Below are 21,113 nucleotides of genomic sequence, written 5' to 3' on the forward strand. Positions count from 1 at the left end.
TCCTAATTGCAGGAAAATATCATATTTTTGTGTTGTTGTAAGAAACAACTTTCATTTTTTGCTCAGTCATATTCATAACTGTTACAGAAGCATTGCGTGGATCTTCGGTAATAGCAAAATCACCATAACGATCTGCAATACTGCGGATAGTAAAACCATGAGTTACAAGTAAAATGTTTTCGGCACCATCTAATTGGCTAATTAACTTAAAGCCTTTATCAAGTCTTTGCCAATATTCTTGCGCGTTTTCCGCGTCATGAAATGGGTCTGCATCTTTAATCCAGTTCTTAATGGTGTCAATTGGTTCATTTTTAAATAAGTCACTGTGGTTCTGGTAGCCGTGAGGACCGCCAATCATTTGCCAAGCAGCGTCAATATCCATGCCTTCAAAGTAGCCGTAAAAGTGTTCACGGAAAAAAGGCGTCGCAATATGCTGAATTTCATCATGATTAACATTGTGCTTAACAATGATGTCGCAGGTATCACTAGCTCTTTTTACATCACTTGATAAAGCAATATCAAAAGGAATATCTTTTAAAATTTCACCAGCTTGATCAGCGCCGGCTATACCTTTGTCTGTCAAGGGTGTGTCACACCAACCCTGCATTTTGTGGTAACGGTTAATGTAAGTTTGACCATGACGAACAATATATATTCTTTTCATTTTCTCCTCCGCACTTCTAAAAATTTATTCGTGATATAGTTTCTCTACTCGATCAATATCGATAGGCTCAATAGGGTAAAGTGAGCCCGTTGGGTACATCACAGACACACCGTTATTATGCTTAAGTCCAATTGCATGCCCTAGTTCATGTTCTACAGTATTGAGAATACGTTCGTAGGTATAATTATACGGTGAAAAGTTCTGTAAATAATAAATGTTTAATCTGGTAACGGCAGAATACATAATTCCAGTCTTCACGTAGTAATGAAAAGTGGTGTAACCAGCATAGTTGGTGTTGGGACTATAAACTTGTTCAACAACAATATTGGCTTTTTTCCTACTGCTTGCTTTGGTAAAAGTAAAGGCATCGGTCTTGTTCCATGCCTCAATCGCATCGTTTGTAGCAGAAATAAGTTCCTGGTTGTCTTCAAGATCAATATAGACTGATGCCTTAGGTTTTTTCCACCGCCAAGATGTGGCGACAGCAGCTGCTTTTTTCTTCTTGGTTTTTTTACTTTTCTTGGCTTTCTTCTTAGCTTTTTTGGCATAAATGACTTGAGAAGACCACACAGATGATGAATTATCTGTAATTGCTGGTAAATTACTCCCAATTGTTAAAACGACTATTAATGCACAAGCCAGTTTAGCTAAGAAATGGCGCATATTTTTCATGCCTTGATCAACTCCATTACCTTTCATTATATAAGAAAAATAGTAAAAGTATCATATTTTACCAACTTTATTACTTAAAATTATAGTTATTAATTGCTCAACTTTCATAAATTTTTTCCTTTTTGTAAAAATAGTTAATAGGTTTTAATATAAACCGATTTCATGGTAAAATAGTATGCAAGTTTTGAAAAAAATAGGTGAGTTTATGACAAAAGCGATGAATGATAAAGAATTCGAACAAAAACATCTCGACCAGATTTTGAAAATGATCAGAGCAAAGAAAGTCGAGCTGTCTTCGTCAATTAGATCCGCTGAAGGCGAGGCCCAAGAACTTAATTCACACTTTTTTGATGACGTAAAATTGGATTATGACGGTTATTCAACCTCAATGGAAACTGCACTGTCTATTCATCAGCAACAACAACTACTTGATGAACGGCAAAATGCCTGGCAACATGCAGCCAAACAACTGAGTACAGTGCAAAAACTAGAGCAAAAACCGTATTTTGCCAGAGTTGATTTTAAAGAAAATGGTGAAAAGCCGGAGACTATTTATATTGGTCTGGGTTCCTTTGCTGATAAAAATAATCATTTTCTGATTTACGACTGGCGGGCACCAATTTCGTCGATATACTATGATGGCAAGATTGGCAAGGTTTCCTATATGTCGCCAGAAGGTGAGATTACCGTTGACATGACCAAAAAGCGGCAGTTCATGATTGAAGACGGCAAAATCACTAATATGTTTGATACTGATGAATCCATTGGTGACCAAATGCTGCTGGAAGTGTTAGGCGAAAAATCCAGCACGCAGATGAAGTCAATTGTCACGACAATTCAACGCGAGCAAAATAAAATCATCAGAAATACCAGTGCTGATTTGCTCTTTGTACAAGGTGCTGCCGGCTCAGGTAAAACCTCTGCTATATTGCAGCGTATTGCCTACTTGCTTTACCGCTACCGTGGCAACTTAACCAGCAGTGACGTGATTATGTTTAGCCCCAACCAGTTATTTAACGATTATATTAAAAACGTTTTGCCTGAAATGGGCGAGCAAAACATGGTGCAAATGACTTACTGGCAGTTTGTGGCTAGAAGGTTGCCGGGAATGACCGTGGAAAACTTATTTGATCAATTTGAAGATAGCGCTGCTGATTCCGCCATTAGTCAGTTTAAAGACTCTACCAATTTTTTCAATTTACTGCACCATTATGCGAAACACCTTAATAAGCGCGGTTTAATTTTCAAAAATATTTATTTCCGTAATAAAAAACGACCATTTTTTACCAAAGAAAAAATTAGTGAACTCTATTATTCCTTTAACGATAATTACAATTTAAGCAACAGAATTGATGCTACAAGAGAGGAATTAATTAAGTCTCTTAACCGCAAGATTAATGGTGAAACTAAGAAGGCTTGGGTATCTGACGCTATCCAAAACTTGAGCCAAGAACAGTTGAATGCTCTTTATGATCATCCTGACCAAGAATTTGAATCTGAAGAAAAAGAAGAAAAGTTCCTTAGTCGTAAAATTGTTGTGAAAGCACTCGATAAGGTTTTCCAACAAATTAGACGCAATAATTTTATCAACATGAGGGCGCAGTACCTGAATTTTCTCCGTGCAGTTCCTAAAATGACTGATTTAGCTAAATGGCAAATTACAGTGGAGGATTGGGAAAAGCATGTTGCAGAGGTTAAACAAAGCTTTATACGGCACTACATTCACATGAGTGATGTTTCCGCCTATTTATACCTCTATGACCTAATTACCGGGCGTCATGTTGATTATGAAATGCGGTATGCGTTTATTGATGAAATTCAGGACTACACTCCGTTTCAACTTTGTTATCTGAAATATAATTTCCCACGTGCCAAATTCACAATGTTGGGAGACTTGAACCAAGCTATTTTTACTAAAGATGAAAGTAGAAGTTTGCTTAAGCAGATTAGCGGTTTATTTGATCCTGAAAAAACAGATGTCGTTCAGCTGACAAAGTCCTACCGGTCGACTGAGCAATTGACTAATTTTACCAAGCAAATTTTACGGCAAGGTGAAAAAATTGAGTCTTTTAACCGGCAAGGACCTAAACCAACACTTTGGGGACGCTCCACTAATGCAGCGGCTGTAGCAGTGCTGGAAAAAATTTTAGCCCAAAATAATGAAGGTAAAATGACAACAGCTGTTATCACTAAAGATTTAGCCAGTGCGAAGATTGTTGCACAAAAACTGAAAGATGATGGGGTGAAGGCCACATTGATTGCCAGTGCTAATCAGCGGTTAGTCGACGGCACACTGGTTATTCCGTCATATTTAGCTAAAGGACTTGAATTTGATGCTGTTATCATGTGGGCAGCTTCAAAAGATAATTATCATCGCGTTGATGAAACGCAATTAGTTTATACAATAACTTCCCGTGCGATGTACAAGCTTGACATTATTTACACTAATGAAAAGAGTCCGCTGCTCGAGGTAGACCGGGAAAGTTATGTAGAAAAATAGGCGATTCTATGACTAACACTGAAAAATTTACCTTCAAACCAATTGCGCAAATGACCGGGCGGGAAATGTTTTGTGTTGCCCGCTTACGGATTGATACGTTTGTAACTGAACAGAAAATCACGGTACCGGAACTTGATGATCAGGATCTAGATGCTATTCAAGTTTATTTGCTAAATAAAGAAGAAACTGCCGCTTTAGCTGTTTGTCGTATTTTTCCAGAAAATGGCAAGTGGATGTTAGGCAGAGTAGCGGTTGCTGCAGCAGCCCGCGGGCAAAAGCTGGGGACCAAAATGATGGCGCAAGTTGATGAATATTTGCGTAATCAAGGCGCTAACCGGCTGTATTGCCATGCACAATGGCAGGCCAAGCCCTTTTATGACTTTTTAGGCTATAAAACAAAAGGAGAGCCCTTTGTAGAAGCTGACATTAAGCATGTCATGATGTATAAAGATTTATAGCAAAACAACTTGCACTATAATTGTGCAAGTTTTTGTTTAATTGCTGCGGCTACAAGATTAATTAAAATTTCGTTACCTAAAGCGGTAAAGTGCTGTCCATCTTTTTGATAATATGAAGATAGATTTGCCAATTGGCTGAAATGCGCAATCAAATTAATAAAAGGAATATTATTTTTAGAGGCACAATCTGCAGCAATCTGATTATAAGTTTCCATGTCCTTTAGAGTGTAATATTGCATGATATCCTTGTTATTAGGGTCTTGATAAGACGGACCTGTAATAATCATGCGGGAAGCGCCAATATTTTGAACCATGTGATTAAGGTTGGCAGCATAATTACTGCTGCTGATGCCCCAACTATTTGACATGTCATTTGTGCCATATTCAAGCACTACTATATCTGCCTCCTCAGGGATTAGATTTAACCTCTGTATTCCTGCAGTAGTTGTTGCTCCACTTAAAGATAAATTGATAATCTGCGCGTTATCCCCAAGTTTTTTCTGCACACCGCTGGTTATGACATTGGTATCACGCCCAGCACGATAGCCGTTGAATAAAGAGTCACCAAAGAGAACTATTTTTTTCATAAAAGCACCTTTCTTTTAGCTAGCAAATTAACTTGATGAGTGGTATTAATTTACTTTATATATTAAAACAAAAACTTAAGGAAGATTAAGATGAAGAACTATTTACAGTTTAACAGGGAACAATGGCAGTCTTTTTCTACTGCTGCACCAGTCAAAATCACTGATACGGAGTTAACACAGATTAAATCGGTGGGGGATATTATTAACTTAACTGATGTACAAGAAATTTATAGCAGTTTGGTTAAATACCTTTTTTTAATTTACCAGGAAAAATTGTCTTTACAACAAAAGCAAAGTGAATTTTTGCACCAAAAAGTAGCTGCTGCGCCCTTTATTATTGGCATCTCCGGTTCAGTAGCGGTGGGTAAATCTACTACTGCCAGATTGTTAAAGGTCTTATTAAGCCGTACTTATCCTGACTTAAAGGTTCATTTGATGACCACGGATGGTTTTATTTATTCAAATCAAGAATTAAAAAGGCGTAATTTACTTGAGCGCAAAGGTTTTCCTGAAAGCTATAACATGAACTTGCTTACCAATTTTTTGCAGGACGTATTAAGTGGTAAAAAAGATATTGTCTACCCGCTTTATTCACAGGAACTAAGTGATATAGTACCAGGGAAATACGGACATGTGCGCCAACCTGACATTTTGATAATTGAGGGTATTAATACGTTGCAATTACCCACTAATGGTCAAATAGTGACCAGTGATTTTTTTGATTTTTCTATTTATATTGATGCACCTGAGGATCTGATTGAAAAATGGTTTATGCAACGCTTTGTCAGGTTGCTGGAATTAAACAAAGATAATCCGCATAATTTTTATTATGAAATGGCAAATGGTCCAAGGGATGCAGCTTTGCAGTTTGCGCAAGAAACTTGGCAAATGGTAAATTTGGTTAATTTACGAGAATATATCGCCCCTACTAAACAACGGGCAAGCTTAATTTTGCATAAAACGGCGGGACACGTGATTGACCAAATATATTTAAAGCAAATATAACAGCTTAACGGCAGCAAAGTCTATTTGTGTTCAAGTGTTAGACAAAGGGTCGGCATCAATGTCGCAATATGCTTTTTTACTAGCTAGAACGCAAACTTTTTTAAAAATAAAAATGCTTGATTTTAAGGTGTTGGTAAAGGCCAAATTTTGCTATACTAATCATTATGAATGAGATTTATTTACTATTAATAAAAAAATTTGCTTTGCCTCCAGCGTGGTTTCCTCTAAATATCAATTAGTTTATAAATAGATTTAAAGGAGTAAAAAATAATGCAAGCAATTAACTTAAAAAAAGGTATGGTTTTCAGTCAAGACGGCAAATTGATTCGGGTTTTGAAAGCTAATCATCATAAACCCGGAAAAGGCAACACTGTTATGCAAATGGATTTGCGTAATGTGGAAAGTGGTGCTGTTGTTCATAAAACTATGCGTCCAACCGAAAAGGTTGATTTAGTAGAAATTACTAAGAAGAATGCCCAATATCTCTATAATGAAGGTGATATTTATACCTTTATGGATACAGAAACTTATGAGCAATATGAAGTAGCAAGCGATCAATTAGGTGATGATAAGCTTTACTTAATGCCTAACATTGAAGTGCAATTGGAATTTGCTAATGACCACAAATTGCTTGGTATTGAGTTGCCGGCAACTGTGACCATGAAAGTTACTCATACTGAACCGGGAATTAAGGGTGCAACTGTCACTGGCTCTGGCAAACCGGCTACTATGGAAACTGGTTTGGTTGTGCAAGTTCCTGACTTTATCAAAGAAGGAGAGGAACTGGTCATCAATACCTCTGAAGGTGTCTACAAGTCAAGAGCAGATGCTGGCAAGTAGTTCTGTCATTAACTGAATAATAAAAGGACGTAATTTTTATGATTACGTCCTTTTTTCTGGTTAAATATCACCCACAGCTTTTCTCGTGGTAAGCATTGATTCTTGTAAAGCAGTTTCTTCTTGCAAACATGAGGTCAAAATATCAATTAGATACATATTCGAGAATTGCGAGTTGATAAATTTTTCATTATTAGCAAACCGCGGATTATAGACGTGAAAAATCAAGTCACTAAGTTGAGCAACCGGATTTTCGAGATAACTGGTAATCGAAACAATTTTGGCATGGTGTTTTTGTGCCGATGTCAATGTTTTAACAATGCAATCGGTTGTACCACTATTTGATACCGCTAAAAACAGGTCATTGCTTTTGGCAATACTGGCACGCATTTCCATCCAATTAGGATCGCTGAAGCTCTGTGCATCAAATCCCATGCGCATTAATCGTAAACCCAGTGTAGCAGCAGAAACTCCGGAACTACTCGAACCAATTACAATAATATGTTCCTGCTTTTTTAACAACGAAATAAATTGCTTGATTAAACTTTGATCGATCATTTGTTGAGTATTTTTAATAACTGTTTGATAAAAATTGAAAACTTCACTCAAAATGTCATCTTTTTGTTTAGGAACAGTATTAATTAAATGATGACCAATGTTAACCTTCATATCGGAGTAACTTTTGCAGCCGATTTTTTTAACAAACCTGGTAATAGTAGAAATGGAAGTCGAAGTACGGTTAGCTAATTCTGTAATTTTCATATTATTTATTTCTGGACTGTTTTGCAAAATGTAATTAGCAATAACTTTTTCGTTCTTAGAAAAATTTAAGTAGTTTTTTTGAATTGCTATAAGTGGATTCAAAATAATTTCCTCCTGACAAAGCCTTAAAATTTATTGTAAGTGGATAGGTTTGCTTTTTTTCATTGTACTCTTTTTTGTCAAAAATGAAAATAATTTTCTTTAAAATAAAATTGCGAAAATTATTTTCTTGTAGTATTATCAGTTATGAAAGGGGTATCAAGAGCTAATGAAAAAGCAACCATACATTCTACCAAATATTTATATGAAGCGTGATGGCAAGCAGCTGACTATTAAATTACAAAATGAAAACAGTGGTCCTTATCAACTCTTAATGGGTGATGTGCCAGAAGTTAAACATATTCAAAATGTTGTAGCAGAAAGTTCTACTGGTGATTTTACAATCAAAATCGCGCGTAAAGACCTGCCAAAATACTACATCATCAAGAGTGCAGAGCCTGGCTTTGCAACCAATATCTTTGCTGAACGTGTTATTCCCCTTGAGAATGCAATTAATATTCGGGATATGGGCGGATATGCGGCTAAAGATGGACGCTTTTTAAAATGGGGCGTCTTGTTTCGGGGAGATCAGTTATCAAAGCTTAATGACAGCGATCAACAAATATTAACAAATTATAACTTGCAGACAATTGTTGATTATCGTTCACCACATGAAAGACAGTTTCATCCCAATAAATATTTACCCACAGTTTTAGAAATTCTCAATTGTGATCCACAGTCAAGTTTTTCTGAAGCCGCCGCAAATGTAGTTGATTTAAAGGGTGAAAATGAAAAATTGGTTCAGTCTCTGGAAAACGGAGAAGTACCAGAAAAGTATATTAACGATCGCGGCGAAAATGTCATCGAAAGTTATGAAGACTTGGTAACCTCTCCGATTGCGCAAAAGTCTTATGGCAGAATGTTAAAAGCTGTTGTGCGTAGAGAAGCTTTGCCATTGCTCCATCATTGCCGTGGTGGCAAAGATAGAACCGGTTTTGGCTCAATGCTGATATTGCTGCTGTTGAATATCAAAGAAGAAGATATAGTGCGCGATTACATGCTGACTAAGATTATTCGCAAAGAAAGAAACCAGTTAAAGTATGACTTGTATCATAAACTAGTTCAGAAAAAATCATATCTTGATTACTTGATGGCTATGATTGACACGCGTGAAAGTTACATTAAAGCGGCAATCAATAAAATATACGAGCTCTTTGGTACTCCCGAAAACTACTTTCAGCAACATTTTAAATTAACTATGGCTGAAATTAACCGTACTAGAGATTTTTACTTAGAAAAGGGGAATGAAAATGGCAAATAACAATTCCGAAGTTGCAGTAATTTTAGCCAGTCATGGCTATTTGGCAAAAGAAGCATTGCGGAGCGCAGAAATGATTGTAGGCAAGCAAGAAAATTGTGCTTATTTGGCTGTGACTGAAAATCTGAATCTGGATCAAGCAAAAGAAAAAATGAATCAAATGTATGATGAGCTTGACACCAGTAATGGCACCATCATTATATGCGACATTTTAGGTGGCACCCCGTCAAATGTCAGTGGTACCTTTTGCTTAGAAAAAGAAAATATCTTGGTGTTAAGCGGGTTGAACTTGCCAATGCTGTTAGATTTATTTACCAATCGCAATCGCAGCTTGGCTGAGCTAGCAGAATCACTTGAAAAGTCCTATAACATGGGCTTTCAGAATATTTCAGAAAGATTTAAAGAAGAGGAGCAAGACGAAGATGGCAGTGGAATTTTGTAGAATTGATGATCGTTTAATTCACGGACAAGTGGTAACAACTTGGCTTAATGTTAAGCAAATTGAGCAGGTAATCATTGTTGATGATAAAGTTGCTAAGGATAAGATTCAATCGAATGTTTTAAAAATGAGTGTTCCGCGCAATGTTAAATTACATATTTTTTCGACTGAAAAATTTTTAAAAATTGTTCCTCACAACCCGGTAACAAGGAGAACCATGCTTTTGTTTGCCTCTCCATTTACGGTGGAAAAAATTGTTGACAGTGGTTATCAAATACCAAAATTAAATATTGGTGGTATTCGCGGCAATGATGAGCGTAAGCAATATACGAAAGCTGTTTTCTTAACTGATGAAGAAAAGAAAGCATTGGAGAAGTTGCTGGACTTAGGAGTAGATATAGAAATTCAAATGGTTCCAACAGATGGAGCCGTCAAATTAAGTGAGGTTTTACAGAAATGAAAGTCTTTATCTTAACGGCTTTGGCCTTTCTCTTAGGAATTGATAATGTCAGTACAAAGATGTTCAGGCGCCCATTGTTAATTGCACCAATCGTGGGCATTATTTTAGGTAATTTACAAGCCGGACTTATTATTGGTGCAACTCTTGAAGTTATGTGGATGGGTATTGGTGACGTTGGTGCCTATATGGCTCCAGATATCATTACCGGTACGATGATCAGCACTTCACTTGCAATAATGGGTAATACCAGTGGCAATATTTCGACAATGGTGGCAACTGCAATTACACTTGCTGTTCCAACATCAATTTTGGCACAACAATTGCTGGTCTTAATTGAAACAGTTAACTGTTCTCTTAACGGCTGGGCTAAACGGCTAGCTGATAATGCTGACGTTAAAGGTACATTTTGGCTGACTTGGCCACCGGCATTTTTATACGGTTTTGCTTGTGCATTCCCTACCTTTCTGGCTCTACAATTTGGTGCTGGCGCAATTCAACAAGCAATAAATGACCTGCCTAAATTTATCATTAATGGTTTAAGCACAGCAGGTTCAATCATTCCTTCTGTAGGTATTGCATTATTAATGATGACAATGCTTAAAAAAGGTGAATTATGGATGTTTATTATTTTAGGCTTTGTGTTATCGTCCTATTTAAAGCTGGATATCTTACCGATTACATTGATCGCCTTAGTATTTGCCTTCTTATATGAAAGAGCAACTCGTGAGCCTAGTGCTAAAGCGCAAGTTTCACCAAATACTCAAGTCGACAATTCAAATAGCGCTGAAGAAGACGATGAGGAGGACTATGACCTATGAGTGAAGAAAAATTAACTGCGCCAGAACATAAATTGAACAATAGAGATATTTGGCGCATGTTTATGCGACTCAATACAATGCGCATTACCCTAAACTATGAAACACTGCAAGGTGTAGGATTTATGCGGGCAATCGCACCGGCTCTGGCAAAGATTTATCCTGATAAAAAAGACTTATCAGAAGCTATGAAGCGGCATTTGGTTTTCTATAATTCCCACGTTAACTTCGATGCCGTGATTTTAGGATTATCAGCTGCGATGGAGGAGACAACGACTCCCGATGAAAAAGATGGGATCAACCCGTTAAAAACCGGTTTGATGGGACCACTAGCTGGTTTAGGTGATAGTCTGATTAAATTTACCTGGCTGCCAATCGTTGGTAGTATAGGTGCCTCAATTGCTTTTGGTGGCAGTATCTTTGGCCCGATTTTAATGTTTATTCTCTATAACGTAATTAACATGGGGGCAAGATACTATGCCGTCTCATTTGGTTATAAGAAGGGCATTGATTTTTTAAATAATAATGAACAAAACGATGTTATCCAGCGTATTTCCACAATGGCTAATGTAGTAGGACTAATGGTTGTTGGTGCTTTGATTTCAACGGTTATTAAGGTCAAAACACCGTTAAAAATTGTGGTTCATTCTAATGTCTCTAACAAAGTTGGTGGCAATGTCATTAGCTTGCAAACAATGTTTGATAAGATTATGCCAGGTCTGTTAAGTCTACTGGTAACTGTTTTGGTTTACTACATCTTAAAGAAGACGAATGGTAAACATGCGGCAATGTTAATTATTGCAATGATGGTGGTAGTAGTGGGCTTAACATATTTCAAGATTTTATAATATAAGTCGATTCTTTAGTTTAAAGCTTTAATATAATTAAAAAGGCTGCTAAATTGCGTTAACAAAACGCTAATTTAGCAGTCTTTTAAGGTATAACCAACTTGCTATTTCTTCCTTATTAAAATATTTTTCTAGGGCTTTTTATTGAGTTCAGAAACATTATTTTTAACGTCTTTGGGATTAATTGGCTCTCCAAATGACAGTGTAGGAATTTTTAGTATAGCCCAAATAATTAAAGGATAAATCCCTATTTTCAGTTGTCCAAATACTGCAAGTACTGTTCCCAGCCATAAGAAGCAGGAACGGACAATTTTTAGATAGTATAACTGGCGGTTAGTTTTGATATCTTTTTGGTTTTTAATTTTAAAATATCTAATTTGTGCTTTTGGTTTACCAGCTGTTGACTGAGGATTATTTTTATTACTATTCATGTTTGCCTCATTTTGATAATTCATTTTATGTTGCTTATTAATAGTGCCGGAAGTTGACTTATTTTTACTGGAACTATTGTTAATAAATAATTTGCGAGTATCAAAAGTAGTCTTATTATAAATTGTATTATATATTTTTCTTTTAGGATGGGCCCAACCCATGCCGCGCTTGCCATAGTTGGGAATAATGGCTTTTTTAATAGCTCTCGTCGCTCTGCCTTTTGTTCTGGCAGAGATAGACTTTCTTAAACTGGGTTTTCTAAAACCGATTTTGACCATTATTTATTCTTCTCCTTAATCTTCCCATTTACATAAGGTGTAACCTTCGCTAATAGCTTCTTTTAAAGGCATTTGCGTAATGTTGCCATTTGCCGGTCGCAATCCGCGGCAATTAGGATCAAAATGGTAGCGTCTGCCAGAGGTGGGAGCTACGTAAACTGTCCGACTATTGCGGTCATTAGCTGCGGCCTGCTTTGCTTGTGCCTTTTTTTGCGCCAGTAACTGCTTTTTTTGCTTTTGCTGTAAAGCCAATTGCCGTTTTTGCGCGCGTCTTCTTTTTTGGGCTAGTTGTCTGGCACGCTTTTCCCGCCGCTTTTGCGCTAACTGCTTTTTCCTTAATTTTGCTTTTTTAGCTGCCAGCTTTTTGGCTTGGGCTTTTTTTCTTTCAGCGGCTAATTTTCGCGCTTTTTCTTCTTTTCTTTTTTCAGCTGCTGCCTTTTGCTTACGGCTTTTTTCTACTTTTGCTGAGCGAGCTTCAGTGGAATGGTGTGTACTTTGCGTTTCATTGTTATTGCCAGAACCGAGATTAGTAAAAACAGTGATTACTGCAATAACAAGCCAAAACCACCATTTTTTATAAAAAGGTCTTTTATATTGCATATTTTATACCCCCATATACTAAATAATTATTTAATATAATCATATCGCATATAGGCTTAAAATGCACAGCTTTTTTGTATAAATATATACAATATAAAGCAATAGCCACTTTTAATTTATTTGCTATCTAGAATAAAAATGGTTGTTATAAAGTGCTTCGCTGCCCATTTGTTAAAGGTATAATAATAGCCGGGAGGAAAATGACTATGAGTATAGGACCATTATCTGAGTGGGTGACAGCAACAGCTGAGATAGTAAAAATGATAAAGGTGTACTCAATAGTGCAGCATATTATCGAAATTCTGAATAATGATAATATGCCACATGCTAAAAAAGAAACGGATATTGAACAATCGCTGCAATATCTTAACTAAAAGGGTATCTAGTTTAAACGCTAGATACCTTTTTAAGGGCAAAGAGCAATTAATAATCATGAAAAAGTGACATTTATCATCTTTGAGTCTTGTTATTTTACCGTTATAATGACCTTGTCATGACTTAGAAAGCGCTTTTAAAAATGTAATTTAATTTTTAGGAGATAACTATGAAGTGCAGTAAATATCGTTTTATTACTCAAATCACTGTGGCAACACTTTTAGGCTTAAGTCTAAAAGTGTTAAGTACAACCAATGCCAAAGCAGCTCAAATTGATGTTCCAGCAGTACTTATACAGCAAAAAGATTTTGAGCAGAAAGGTCAAGATCCCTTGTTAAATGGCAAGTATGTTTCTAATGGTTACACGGATGGTGGTTATACGTATCTCAACCCCAGCGACACATCACCGGAGCGGGAGAGCTCCTATCATCTGGATACGGATGAGGGTTGGTCTAACGACTTGCAAACAATAGTTTATGATAATGCAAATAAAGAGTGGGTTATTTATTATTTACATACAGCAAAAGTAATTAATGGTGATGCTGGTGCCCAGCAAAATTGGCAGCGCGTAACCACAAAGGACTTTATTCATTTTTCTCAGCCAGCTATCGCCATCAAGGATTTAAAAGGTGATATAGGTGATGCCTGGAGTAGTGCTTGGACAGGCTCAATCATTGTTAACGCAGGCAATATTGCGGGCGTTCCCAAAGGTGCTCAAGTCGCATTCTTTTCAGGCTTAAGCAATAAAGATAACCAGCAGAATATCTGGGCTGCTTGGTCTGATGATAACGGCAAGACCTTTGCTCATCCTTTAAATGATAAAAAAATCATATTAGATCATTATTGGCCGTGGACTTCAATTAATAGGTCAGATGAAAGAGACCCTGCTGTTTTTTATTGGCACAATAAACTCATTATGTACGTAGCTGAAGGCGATAATATTGGCGTTTATCAGTCTGATGATGGTCTTAACTGGTCTAACGCAAATGGTAATCAGGCTGACAGCAAAATTGACAGCAGTACTTTTTTCAAAGGACTACCGTTTGAAGCACCTGTCGAATGCCCCGCTTTAAGGAGCATGAAAACGGCAGGCGGAGAAACAAAACAAGTGCTTTTCTTCGGTGCCAAAGCGCCACAAGCGAAACAGACAACTGGCACTTATTATATAGTCGGACACTTGGACGACAAGGGAATGTTTACTCCCGAAACGGAAGCGAAAAGATTAGACCAGGGTACTGATTATTACGGTGCCAACTTCAGTGGCAATTACGACTTGGAAAAAGCGGACGATTCACTCATCTCAATGGGTTGGATTGGCAACTGGAACTATACCAATTCAGGGATTAAGGCGAATCAAGAAGGCTTTTTACCAAATTCAACACGGATAGGAACGTATTCCTTAGCCAGAAAAATAAGTTTAAATGACGATTTGACAATCACTAGTGTGCCATTAACTACTGGACTAGAGGAAAAGAATGTTCAAAAGAGTGTAGGAAAAGTTGCCAGCCAAAAGCCGATTGCTAATGACTACTACAGTTTGTTAAATTTAAAAAAGCAACCAGCAAATAGTAAGTATGTGTTGCACTTTTCAACTAAAGACCAAAGTGCATATCAAGGAGCTGTGAGACTGGTGCTTAATCAAGGGCAGGACAACAACATTCTAATTTTTGATCCAGCAACCGGCAAGTACCGTCTTGACGGCGTAAGCAGTGAATTATCAGGAAACGCAGCTAGTTATTATAAAAATGGTTATGAAAGCGGCATGGGCTATATCAATGACTCCGGCTTGAAAGGGTCATCTGAATTTACAATCACAGTTTATACTGATAAAAATGCCATTGAAATTTTCTTTGAGAATGGTCAAGCGGCAACTGTAGCCCGCTTTTGCGTTAACAATGTGCAAGATGTGCAAATAGATGCCCAAGATGAAAGTAAGAAGAATCAATACGAAATAAACTATGGTCAAGTAGGCAAAGACCTAATCGGCTTTGAAGAAAAGCCTGCAGCAAGTGAATCTGGTGGAAGTACTAGTAGCGGAAATAACGTAATTAACACTGAAACTCCTACTGTAAATAGCCCTGTAACTAATAAGCCTGATGCAAATAAAGAAACTGATAATTCAGCAAAGAAAAAACAGGCACAAAAAAGAGTTGTGATGCATAATTCTTGGGTTTATCACAGCAATGGCAAAAAATCTTTTCTTAAAATAAATGCCGGGGCTACGATTTCTACGTATGGTGTAACAGAAATCAAAGGCAAGAAATACTATATTTTGGCAAGTGATAAGTATATTCTGGCAACTAATGTGACAGGCAAGAAACGGCAACTACGCCACAATACTTTTGTCTACAATCAAAAAGGACAAAGAATTAAACGTTACTACTTCAAGAAAGGCAAAAAATTGGTAACTTTTGGTGGCAGCGTGAAACTCAAGCATAAAGCCTTTTACATCATTGGCAAGAACATGTATGTCAAACGAGCTAATTTTTAACTATTTTGAATAGATAAAAATGCACTTTCACAATCTGAAAGTGCATTTTTGCTATTTAATTTGTTTCACTCTGATTAACCTGTAATTGGATATTGAATAGTTGGGTTTCTAAATTGCCGGCTTTGAGGGCATTCTGTATTTTGTAATCTAACTTTTCCAGATTATCGTTGTAATCCTTGAATTTAGGTAAAACCGCACCGTCTTTCATAATTAAATCAAGCTTTTTAATAGTTAGGTTATGAAAATTGATTACCTTTTCATCCAAGATTTTTTGTGCTTGTGTGCTTTTTACGACTGCTGGTAAAACCGAGCAGCCCATATTGGTCTTCATGACTTCTCTTTGGACTTTTTTATTAGTGCATAATAACTTCATGAATTCCCAAGCTCCCTTGGTGTTTTTGGCTTTACTTGAGATTGCAAACATGGTGGTCTCAATTGGAGTCGCTTTAATTCCTTTCATACCGGGCATTTTGGTACACTTCCATAAAAATTTGTTATTGCGAGTGATGTGGAAAGGATAAGAAGTGTAAGTCCGGTATTGGGCCAGCCCCAGCGGCATGAAGGTTACACGTCCTTTGTCAAATAACTGGGAGGTAACGTTAAAAGTCGACTGGTCGTTCACAATATTTTCTATCAGAGCAAAAGCACGTCTGGAACGATCTGAGGTCAATTCAACTTTGCCGTCATTTTTATTAAATATTTGCGCACCATAGGCAAATTGGGCGTCTTGCCAATTGTAATTCATCGTTACACCATAGTATTTTTTCTTGGTATTGGAATAAGTGACTTGGTGGCACAGTTTATAAAATTGCTGCGGTGTCCAGTCAAAACTCGGCGTCTTGATTTTGAATTTCTGCAGCAGCGTTTTGTTCATGACCATTAGTGTGGGATTAGCTTCATAAGGCAAGGCCAGCTGCTGACCACCATATTGCCCTGCTTTAAGCGTACTGGCATAAAAAGTTGAGTTTTTAATGTTATCTTGCCACATGAAAGAGGATAAGTTTTTAAATGCGCCTTCACTGGCCAGGGCATTAAAATCGCGGTTGGGTACAATTATCAAGTCCGGGGTTTTATTTTCAATGATTTTTTCACTTAACCAATTGCGGTAATCATCCTGTTGAATACCACTTTCATACTTTATTTTGATGTTGGGGTGTTCCTGTTTAAATTTGCGGATAGCATAATCAATTACTTTATATTGGTGTCCGTTGGGTACGTTCCAGCTGCTGCTGGTATAAAGCCCGATTGTTAGCGTCTTTTCGTTTTCTTTCACACGGTAGCGCCAATAAAAAGCGCCACTGATGATTAGGATAAGTGTAACCAGTATTATGATAATTTTATTTTTGCGTTTCATTGTCATCCTTAATATTTTCGCTTGTAACTCCAGTTTGCACAGCCCAAATTGCTAGTTGTGTGCGGTCGCGTAGTTGCAGCTTATCCAGAATTTTTGAAATGTAGTTCCGGACAGTTCCTTCTGATAAAAAGAGTTTAGCTGCAATTTCTTTGTTGGATAAGCCTAATCCTACTTGCTGGATTACCCGCCATTCGTGTTGGGAAAAGTTCTTAGTATCTTTATCGTTTACTTGAATAGCATAGTTGGCCTGTGCCATTTTGGAAAAGAGTCGAAAGACCTTTTCAGCAATATCAGGATTGATCATTGCTCCGCCGTGATACACAGTTTTAATTGCCTGATATAGTTCCTTGGTTGAAGCGCCTTTTAACAAATAACCTGAAGCACCATATTTTAAGGCGCTGAAAATAAAATCATCGTCATCAAAAGTAGTTAAGATTATTACCTTAATACTAGGATATTTTTCTTTGACATATTTTGTGCAAACAGTACCATCCATGACCGGCATCCGCACATCCATTAGGATAATGTCTGGCTTTTTCTTTTTAATACTCGCCAATACTTCTTGACCATTCGCAACGGTATCCGTAACGGTAAAGTCGGGATTGGCATCAAGAATTATTTTTAACGAGTCTCTTATTAATTGTTGATCGTCAGCTATCATTATTTTAATCATACATATCACCCTCTGCTGGAATATCAACTACTATTGTAAAACCGTTTTGGCCGTCAAAACTAATTTTTCCATTTATTATAGCTACCCGTTCTTTCATTTGCGTAATCCCATAGCCGGGAACAATTTTTTGGGCTCCCGTGCCGTTGTCCTTAATTACCATTTGGTATGTCTTTTGATCCGGTTTAGTGCAGGCAATAGAAACTTGACTTGCGTGACCATGTCTGAGCGAATTAGTAATTGCTTCTTCAATTATTCGAAAGACCACATCTTCGGTTGTTTTTTCAAAATCTGCCGAGCCCCAATGGTAAGAAAAATCAATTTTAATGCGGGAAATATCAGCATATTCCCTTAGCATTTTTTTCAGAGATTCTTGTAAAGTATAATTATTTAGCGCTCCGGGGCGAATACGGTTAAGCGCTTTACGGACATCCTTAATTCCCTCTTTGACTGCTGTTTGAATTTTTACCAGCTGTTTTTTAGTGGCATCCTTATCAACATCAATTAATACTAAGGTAGCGTCAATACCTGCTGCGATCCCAGTTAGTGCGTGACCCACTGAATCGTGAATATCGCGGGCAATGCGTTTTCTTTCACGGTCTTTAGCAATATATTCTGATAAAGCAGCATAGTTTTTTAACTCGTAGTTAGCTTTAGAAGCTAAAGCTAACTTGTTTTGGATGTCATTTTCTTGGTTTAACTGGTAAATAGCAAAATAAATTAAAATTAAGATAAAGAGCGTCAAGTTCAAGATGGTAATAAAATTTTTCCAGACTAACAATTTGGGTCCAATGTTAGAGGGTAAGAAGTTTAAGTAAATGGTCAAATCGGGTAGAGTCATGAAGTGGCTCAGAATTGAATAATCTGTAATCACTAATAAAAATAGCAAAAAGACTACTACCATCATCCATACAAGATAGTCGCGAAAATCATATTGGTTGCGATTACTAATAATAAAATCAACAAAAATCAGCAAAAAAATACCATTGTATGTCAGTCGTAGAGATAGAAAAACAAAAATGGCTAAAATGAATTCTACGAAGATTATAGTATTGTTTAATTCAGTGTCTTGTTTAAAAGCTGAATAATGGTGGTGAAAAGACATTACAACTGCCAAAACGGAGAAACTGATGATGCTTTCTCCAAAAATTGCTCGGGGCGAATCAGGAATATGGTGTAATGATTCCAAAAATTGGTAGGATTGAGATGTTTTAATGACATAATCTGTGGCATAAATAAATAATGTGGCATTAAATAAGATGGCAAAAAAATTGAGCCATAACATTGTTCTGCGTAAAAAGATTAAGACTTTGAATTTAGGCATTATTGCCACCCTAAGACGTTATAACGATTGATATTTTTATCTGTAATTAAATAAACCGGTAAGATAATTGTTCGTGGCACTTTTTTACCCGCAATTAACCTGTATGCTATTCTGATAGCTGTCTTACCCATATTTAAAGGGGTCTGAGCTGCAGAGGCGATGGCATTATGATTGACTCCTAACAGTTTTTTCATGTTTTCAGATCCATCCACGCTATAGACATCTATTTGTCGTTTTAACTTAACCTCATCAATTGCAGCTAGGGCACCAACAGCTGCTTGGTCATTCAATGCCATGATGGTATCAAATTTGGGCCCTTTTTTGAGTGCTTTTTCTACTAGTGGCAAAGTTATTTCAGACTGCCCGTAGGTATTAATTTTGCCCACGATATGAAAACGGTTGGCCTTTGGTGATTTTCTGATAGTATCAGTAAATCCCTGTATCCGATTATTGGCGGAATAAGCAGAATAGTGTTCCAAAAGCAAAATACGCGCAGTTTTTTTATGCTTTAACAGGTGTCGCGCACATAATTGCCCCGCCCGATAATTGTCGGATAGAATCGTACAATCAGCATACTTATCCGATTTCATCTGTGAGTCAACAACAATAATTTTAATTCCTTTTTTCTTAGCTAAACGCAGCGCATTTTGAATTTTTCTACTGTTGCCGTCAACCGGATTAATAATGATGGCATTCATTCTTTGCCGGATAAAAGTATGCAGTTCTTCAACTTGTTTATTCACAATTAGTGCTGGATCCCTATTATATAAGCGGTCGTGATGGTCTTCGACATAATTAGCAATTTGCTCGTTTAAGACGGGGTAAAAACTATTATTCATTGTCATATAAGTTGAACCGATTTTGACCTGCTCGTCCTGACTGGGATATACGATAAACGTTACATACACTAGTAAAATAAAAAAAGCAGCAAGAACCAACTCGCTTGCAAGCAGGATACTTGTTTTGCGGTGGGAATGTAGGTTGTGCTGCTTTTTTAGTTTAGTTAAATTCATGCCATCATCTCATTCACTATTCAGAATATCACTTATATAGTAATTATTGCCGAAAAAATAATTTCCTTCAACCATATTTTAGGAAAGCGCTTTTAAAATGTGACAATTGTCATATCCGATTTTATGACATTTAGCACTATTAGCACAGACAAAGATTGTGCTAATTTTAACTTATACTAATGAAGAGAGGAATGAAGTATTGAAATATTTAATTTTGGTTTCTCACGGACAGTTTGCTGAAGGAGTAAAAACTTCATTGGAAATGTTTGCTGGGGATGCTATTAAGCGTTGTTTTGCATTATGTCTTCATAATGGTGATTCTGCAGAAGACTTTACTAAGAAAGTTATCGCCTTTTTGCAAAAAGAAGAGTTTAAAAAAGAAGATGAATTTGTTGTCATTGCCGATATCATTGGCGGCAGTCCGCTAACTACTTTTTTAAATGTCTTTTCTGAAAAGGGCTATCTTGCAAATTCTGTAGTAATCGGCGGAATGAACTTTTCAATGGCACTTACCGCGCTAATCTCCTTAGACACTATGCCTAAAGAAGAATTGGTTAAGTCAGCTTTAAGTGAAGGTGAAAAAGCAATAAAGCAATATGAAATTCCACAAAATTCAGTTGATAACGAAGATGACATTTAAATCTAGGAGGAAAAACAATGACTGTTTCATTGATTAGAGTCGATGACCGGATAATTCATGGTTTAATTACTACCCGTTGGGCAAAAGAACGTCCTTGTGACGGAATTATAGCTGTAAATGACAAGGCAGCTACCAATCCTATCTTAAAATCCGCCTATAAATCTGCGGGGGAAGATCAGGGTAAGAAAACTTTTATATGGACAATGGCTCATTTTAATGATGTTAAGGATAAAGTATTGAATTCTAAGACGCGGTACTTTTTGATTACCAAGAATCCACAAGATATGAAGCACATTTTGGTCGATCTTGATTTTGTCCCAAGTGACCAAAAAGAGTTGATTGTGGGTCCAGGTAATGACCGTCCGGGAGCAATCAAATTAGGTAGTAATCAATCTTTTACACAAGAAGAAGGTGATGCTTTTGAGGCAATTAGCCAAAAAGGATATAAGGTTCACTTTGCTTTATTACCAGATAAACAATTAGGCTACTGGGATAAATTCAAAGGGAAATTCGGTTATTGAGATATATTTAC

Annotated in this window: 23 protein-coding genes; 13 read left to right on the forward strand and 10 right to left on the reverse strand. The window is 36.9% G+C overall.

Going from position 1 to position 21,113, the window contains the following annotated elements:
- Window positions 1-19: 19 nt before the first annotated feature.
- On the reverse strand, window positions 20-664 hold the full coding sequence (locus tag DLD54_RS01215; protein WP_046326657.1) for a histidine phosphatase family protein: 645 nt from the start codon (window positions 662-664) through the stop codon (window positions 20-22).
- Window positions 665-688: 24 nt separating this feature from the next.
- Window positions 689-1,336: a M57 family metalloprotease gene (locus DLD54_RS01220; RefSeq protein ID WP_158593307.1), complete on the reverse strand. Its 648-nt coding sequence runs from the start codon at window positions 1,334-1,336 to the stop codon at window positions 689-691.
- A 205-nt stretch (window positions 1,337-1,541) separates the two neighbouring features.
- Between DLD54_RS01220 and helD the strand changes: the two genes are divergently transcribed.
- Window positions 1,542-3,836, forward strand: a complete 2,295-nt coding sequence (gene helD / locus DLD54_RS01225; RefSeq protein WP_109918990.1) for an RNA polymerase recycling motor HelD — start codon at window positions 1,542-1,544, stop codon at window positions 3,834-3,836.
- An 8-nt stretch (window positions 3,837-3,844) separates the two neighbouring features.
- Window positions 3,845-4,294, forward strand: a complete 450-nt coding sequence (locus DLD54_RS01230) for a GNAT family N-acetyltransferase (RefSeq protein ID WP_109917964.1) — start codon at window positions 3,845-3,847, stop codon at window positions 4,292-4,294.
- A 14-nt stretch (window positions 4,295-4,308) separates the two neighbouring features.
- Here the strand turns inward: DLD54_RS01230 and DLD54_RS01235 are convergent, their stop codons facing one another.
- On the reverse strand, window positions 4,309-4,881 hold the full coding sequence (locus DLD54_RS01235) for an SGNH/GDSL hydrolase family protein (protein ID WP_109917965.1): 573 nt from the start codon (window positions 4,879-4,881) through the stop codon (window positions 4,309-4,311).
- A 90-nt stretch (window positions 4,882-4,971) separates the two neighbouring features.
- On the opposite strand from DLD54_RS01235, the gene coaA reads away from it, so the two are divergent.
- On the forward strand, window positions 4,972-5,886 hold the full coding sequence (coaA, locus tag DLD54_RS01240; protein WP_109917966.1) for a type I pantothenate kinase: 915 nt from the start codon (window positions 4,972-4,974) through the stop codon (window positions 5,884-5,886).
- A gap of 267 nt (window positions 5,887-6,153) precedes the next feature.
- Window positions 6,154-6,726 (forward strand): elongation factor P, encoded by a 573-nt coding sequence (efp, locus tag DLD54_RS01245; RefSeq protein WP_109917967.1) that lies wholly within the window; start codon window positions 6,154-6,156, stop codon window positions 6,724-6,726.
- Between the two features lie 60 nt (window positions 6,727-6,786).
- Here the strand turns inward: efp and DLD54_RS01250 are convergent, their stop codons facing one another.
- Complete coding sequence (locus DLD54_RS01250; RefSeq protein WP_109917968.1) at window positions 6,787-7,587, reverse strand: MurR/RpiR family transcriptional regulator; 801 nt, start codon at window positions 7,585-7,587, stop codon at window positions 6,787-6,789.
- Window positions 7,588-7,753: 166 nt separating this feature from the next.
- On the opposite strand from DLD54_RS01250, the gene DLD54_RS01255 reads away from it, so the two are divergent.
- The 5 genes from DLD54_RS01255 to DLD54_RS01275 are packed head-to-tail and all read left to right on the forward strand — an operon-like array spanning window position 7,754 to window position 11,404.
- Window positions 7,754-8,845, forward strand: coding sequence for a tyrosine-protein phosphatase (locus DLD54_RS01255; protein WP_109917969.1), 1,092 nt, complete (start codon window positions 7,754-7,756; stop codon window positions 8,843-8,845).
- Window positions 8,835-9,284: a PTS sugar transporter subunit IIA gene (locus tag DLD54_RS01260; RefSeq protein ID WP_038521023.1), complete on the forward strand. Its 450-nt coding sequence runs from the start codon at window positions 8,835-8,837 to the stop codon at window positions 9,282-9,284. The genes DLD54_RS01255 and DLD54_RS01260 overlap by 11 nt, the downstream gene beginning before the upstream one ends.
- Window positions 9,265-9,741 (forward strand): PTS sugar transporter subunit IIB, encoded by a 477-nt coding sequence (locus DLD54_RS01265; protein ID WP_038521026.1) that lies wholly within the window; start codon window positions 9,265-9,267, stop codon window positions 9,739-9,741. The genes DLD54_RS01260 and DLD54_RS01265 overlap by 20 nt, the downstream gene beginning before the upstream one ends.
- Window positions 9,738-10,559, forward strand: a complete 822-nt coding sequence (locus DLD54_RS01270; RefSeq protein WP_109917970.1) for a PTS mannose/fructose/sorbose/N-acetylgalactosamine transporter subunit IIC — start codon at window positions 9,738-9,740, stop codon at window positions 10,557-10,559. Before DLD54_RS01265 ends, DLD54_RS01270 begins: the two co-directional genes overlap by 4 nt.
- Window positions 10,556-11,404 (forward strand): PTS system mannose/fructose/sorbose family transporter subunit IID, encoded by an 849-nt coding sequence (locus DLD54_RS01275; RefSeq protein ID WP_046326663.1) that lies wholly within the window; start codon window positions 10,556-10,558, stop codon window positions 11,402-11,404. The genes DLD54_RS01270 and DLD54_RS01275 overlap by 4 nt, the downstream gene beginning before the upstream one ends.
- A gap of 131 nt (window positions 11,405-11,535) precedes the next feature.
- Here DLD54_RS01275 and DLD54_RS01280 read toward each other — a convergent pair whose 3' ends face one another.
- On the reverse strand, window positions 11,536-12,114 hold the full coding sequence (locus DLD54_RS01280; protein WP_109917971.1) for a hypothetical protein: 579 nt from the start codon (window positions 12,112-12,114) through the stop codon (window positions 11,536-11,538).
- Window positions 12,115-12,129: 15 nt separating this feature from the next.
- Complete coding sequence (locus DLD54_RS01285; RefSeq protein WP_046326665.1) at window positions 12,130-12,714, reverse strand: hypothetical protein; 585 nt, start codon at window positions 12,712-12,714, stop codon at window positions 12,130-12,132.
- Between the two features lie 206 nt (window positions 12,715-12,920).
- Between DLD54_RS01285 and DLD54_RS08805 the strand changes: the two genes are divergently transcribed.
- Both DLD54_RS08805 and DLD54_RS01290 read left to right on the forward strand, forming a co-directional pair.
- Window positions 12,921-13,088, forward strand: a complete 168-nt coding sequence (locus tag DLD54_RS08805) for a hypothetical protein (RefSeq protein WP_158593308.1) — start codon at window positions 12,921-12,923, stop codon at window positions 13,086-13,088.
- 170 nt (window positions 13,089-13,258) lie between these two features.
- Complete coding sequence (locus tag DLD54_RS01290; RefSeq protein WP_109917972.1) at window positions 13,259-15,580, forward strand: SLAP domain-containing protein; 2,322 nt, start codon at window positions 13,259-13,261, stop codon at window positions 15,578-15,580.
- 55 nt (window positions 15,581-15,635) lie between these two features.
- Here DLD54_RS01290 and DLD54_RS01295 read toward each other — a convergent pair whose 3' ends face one another.
- From DLD54_RS01295 to DLD54_RS01310, 4 genes are read right to left on the reverse strand one after another with little or no spacing between them, the layout of a single operon-like run.
- On the reverse strand, window positions 15,636-16,934 hold the full coding sequence (locus DLD54_RS01295; RefSeq protein WP_158593309.1) for an ABC transporter substrate-binding protein: 1,299 nt from the start codon (window positions 16,932-16,934) through the stop codon (window positions 15,636-15,638).
- Window positions 16,918-17,607, reverse strand: coding sequence for a response regulator transcription factor (locus DLD54_RS01300; protein WP_038521043.1), 690 nt, complete (start codon window positions 17,605-17,607; stop codon window positions 16,918-16,920). Before DLD54_RS01300 ends, DLD54_RS01295 begins: the two co-directional genes overlap by 17 nt.
- Complete coding sequence (locus DLD54_RS01305) at window positions 17,600-18,928, reverse strand: sensor histidine kinase (protein WP_199692032.1); 1,329 nt, start codon at window positions 18,926-18,928, stop codon at window positions 17,600-17,602. Before DLD54_RS01305 ends, DLD54_RS01300 begins: the two co-directional genes overlap by 8 nt.
- Window positions 18,928-19,941, reverse strand: a complete 1,014-nt coding sequence (locus tag DLD54_RS01310; protein WP_109917974.1) for a sugar ABC transporter substrate-binding protein — start codon at window positions 19,939-19,941, stop codon at window positions 18,928-18,930. The genes DLD54_RS01305 and DLD54_RS01310 overlap by 1 nt, the downstream gene beginning before the upstream one ends.
- Window positions 19,942-20,140: 199 nt before the next feature.
- Between DLD54_RS01310 and DLD54_RS01315 the strand changes: the two genes are divergently transcribed.
- Window positions 20,141-20,581, forward strand: a complete 441-nt coding sequence (locus DLD54_RS01315) for a PTS sugar transporter subunit IIA (protein ID WP_109917975.1) — start codon at window positions 20,141-20,143, stop codon at window positions 20,579-20,581.
- Window positions 20,582-20,598: 17 nt separating this feature from the next.
- Entirely contained in the window at window positions 20,599-21,102 is a 504-nt protein-coding gene (locus DLD54_RS01320; protein ID WP_038521053.1) for a PTS sugar transporter subunit IIB, read from the forward strand.
- Window positions 21,103-21,113 lie beyond the last annotated feature (11 nt).

Origin of the sequence: Lactobacillus helsingborgensis (assembly GCF_003173695.1) — a bacterium.
GTDB lineage: Bacteria > Bacillota > Bacilli > Lactobacillales > Lactobacillaceae > Lactobacillus > Lactobacillus helsingborgensis.

What these genes read in the sequence shown, in the direction of transcription:
- DLD54_RS01215 (WP_046326657.1), bottom strand. Translation starts at nt 664, where the DNA reads ATGAAAAGAATATATATTGTTCGTCATGGTCAAACTTACATTAACCGT.
- DLD54_RS01285 (WP_046326665.1), bottom strand. Translation starts at nt 12,714, where the DNA reads ATGCAATATAAAAGACCTTTTTATAAAAAATGGTGGTTTTGGCTTGTT.
- DLD54_RS01235 (WP_109917965.1), bottom strand. Translation starts at nt 4,881, where the DNA reads ATGAAAAAAATAGTTCTCTTTGGTGACTCTTTATTCAACGGCTATCGT.
- DLD54_RS01255 (WP_109917969.1), top strand. Translation starts at nt 7,754, where the DNA reads ATGAAAAAGCAACCATACATTCTACCAAATATTTATATGAAGCGTGAT.
- DLD54_RS01280 (WP_109917971.1), bottom strand. Translation starts at nt 12,114, where the DNA reads ATGGTCAAAATCGGTTTTAGAAAACCCAGTTTAAGAAAGTCTATCTCT.
- DLD54_RS01220 (WP_158593307.1), bottom strand. Translation starts at nt 1,336, where the DNA reads ATGAAAAATATGCGCCATTTCTTAGCTAAACTGGCTTGTGCATTAATA.
- DLD54_RS01260 (WP_038521023.1), top strand. Translation starts at nt 8,835, where the DNA reads ATGGCAAATAACAATTCCGAAGTTGCAGTAATTTTAGCCAGTCATGGC.
- helD (WP_109918990.1), top strand. Translation starts at nt 1,542, where the DNA reads ATGACAAAAGCGATGAATGATAAAGAATTCGAACAAAAACATCTCGAC.
- DLD54_RS01305 (WP_199692032.1), bottom strand. Translation starts at nt 18,928, where the DNA reads ATGCCTAAATTCAAAGTCTTAATCTTTTTACGCAGAACAATGTTATGG.
- DLD54_RS08805 (WP_158593308.1), top strand. Translation starts at nt 12,921, where the DNA reads ATGAGTATAGGACCATTATCTGAGTGGGTGACAGCAACAGCTGAGATA.
- DLD54_RS01290 (WP_109917972.1), top strand. Translation starts at nt 13,259, where the DNA reads ATGAAGTGCAGTAAATATCGTTTTATTACTCAAATCACTGTGGCAACA.
- DLD54_RS01265 (WP_038521026.1), top strand. Translation starts at nt 9,265, where the DNA reads ATGGCAGTGGAATTTTGTAGAATTGATGATCGTTTAATTCACGGACAA.
- DLD54_RS01230 (WP_109917964.1), top strand. Translation starts at nt 3,845, where the DNA reads ATGACTAACACTGAAAAATTTACCTTCAAACCAATTGCGCAAATGACC.
- DLD54_RS01310 (WP_109917974.1), bottom strand. Translation starts at nt 19,941, where the DNA reads ATGAATTTAACTAAACTAAAAAAGCAGCACAACCTACATTCCCACCGC.
- DLD54_RS01275 (WP_046326663.1), top strand. Translation starts at nt 10,556, where the DNA reads ATGAGTGAAGAAAAATTAACTGCGCCAGAACATAAATTGAACAATAGA.
- DLD54_RS01320 (WP_038521053.1), top strand. Translation starts at nt 20,599, where the DNA reads ATGACTGTTTCATTGATTAGAGTCGATGACCGGATAATTCATGGTTTA.
- DLD54_RS01300 (WP_038521043.1), bottom strand. Translation starts at nt 17,607, where the DNA reads ATGATTAAAATAATGATAGCTGACGATCAACAATTAATAAGAGACTCG.
- coaA (WP_109917966.1), top strand. Translation starts at nt 4,972, where the DNA reads ATGAAGAACTATTTACAGTTTAACAGGGAACAATGGCAGTCTTTTTCT.
- DLD54_RS01295 (WP_158593309.1), bottom strand. Translation starts at nt 16,934, where the DNA reads ATGAAACGCAAAAATAAAATTATCATAATACTGGTTACACTTATCCTA.
- DLD54_RS01270 (WP_109917970.1), top strand. Translation starts at nt 9,738, where the DNA reads ATGAAAGTCTTTATCTTAACGGCTTTGGCCTTTCTCTTAGGAATTGAT.